The following is a 1,133-nucleotide window of genomic DNA, read 5'->3' as shown; positions in this document are numbered from 1 at the left end:
TAGTACTCCAGTGCGGTTTCGTGATCTATCCAGCAGGTTCGTCGGCGGATCGTCGTTGGTAGTGGCTGTGTCGGGCTGTCGCCTGGTGGCGTCTGCGCCAGATTGACCAGTGCAGCAGCCTGGCAGTGGTCACGGCCGGCGGGCCGAAGACGACGGTGAACAGGTGGCGGATCTCCGGGACGGTCAGGGAGATCGGTTCGCTGTTGCGAGCCGGGGGGTGCGGACCGGTGGGCCGCTTCGGTGCCGCGTCGGCGGCGAGGGCGGTCAGGAGGGCCAGGGCAAGCATGGCGAGTGTGATGTGCCGGTGCCATGAGGTCCAGTTACGGACCTGGTAATGGTCGAGTCCGACCTGGCCCTTGGCAGCCTGGAAGCACTCTTCGACGCTCCAGCGGACACCGGCGACGCGGACCAGTTCCGGAAGGGTGACCGTGGTGGGTGACCAGCACAGATAGAAGGCGAGTTCGCCGGTGGTGCGGTTGCGGCGGATGAGCAGGTGGCGGTGGCGGCCGGTGCCGATGTGGATCCAGGCCCAGTCGTAGTAGCGCGGGCCCTTCGCTCCGGGGCCGGCGCTCTGCCGCTGCCAGGCGGTGGCGGGCAGGCGTCCGGCGACGGCATCCGCGCGGGCGGCGGTGCGGCCGTGGTTGATCCGCACCCGTGTCGAGCAGGCGACGGCCAGCACGTAGCCGGTCTTGCGTGCCTCCAGGGCGGCACGCAGCTGCGGGTCCTGCCCGTAGGCTTCGTCGCCGGTCACCCAGGGCGCCTGCACTCCGGCGTCCAGCGCGGCGGCGATCATCTCCCAGGCCAGGCGGGGTTTGGTCGCGAACTGCACCGTCTGCGGTATTCCGGCCGCCTGGCGGCGCTCGGGATCGGAGCACCAGGACTGCCCGGGCAGATAGAGCCGGCGGTCGATCAGTGCCCGTCCTCGGTTGGTGGCGTAGGCGAGGAAGACGCCGACCTGGGAGTTCTCGATGCGCCCGGCGGTGCCGGTGTACTGCCGCTGCACGCCGGCCGAGGCACGGCCCTTCTTCACGAAGCCCGTCTCGTCCACGATCAGCACCGCGCCGTCGGTGCCGAGGTGTTCGACGGCGTAGGCGCGGACATCGTCGCGGACGGCGTCGGCGTCCCAGCGTGCG

The 1,133-nt window shown here is 70.5% G+C and carries 1 protein-coding gene; it reads right to left on the bottom strand.

Annotation, left to right across the window (positions count from 1 at the left end):
- Window positions 1-25: 25 nt before the first annotated feature.
- Window positions 26-1,133: IS701 family transposase (locus tag ABZU99_RS34880; protein WP_356050518.1), on the bottom strand; the 1,108-nt coding region annotated here is incomplete at its 5' end.

This window comes from Streptomyces sp. NPDC005266, assembly GCF_040607655.1.
Lineage (GTDB): Bacteria > Actinomycetota > Actinomycetes > Streptomycetales > Streptomycetaceae > Streptomyces.
This window is presented reverse-complemented; position numbering and strand designations above follow the sequence as displayed.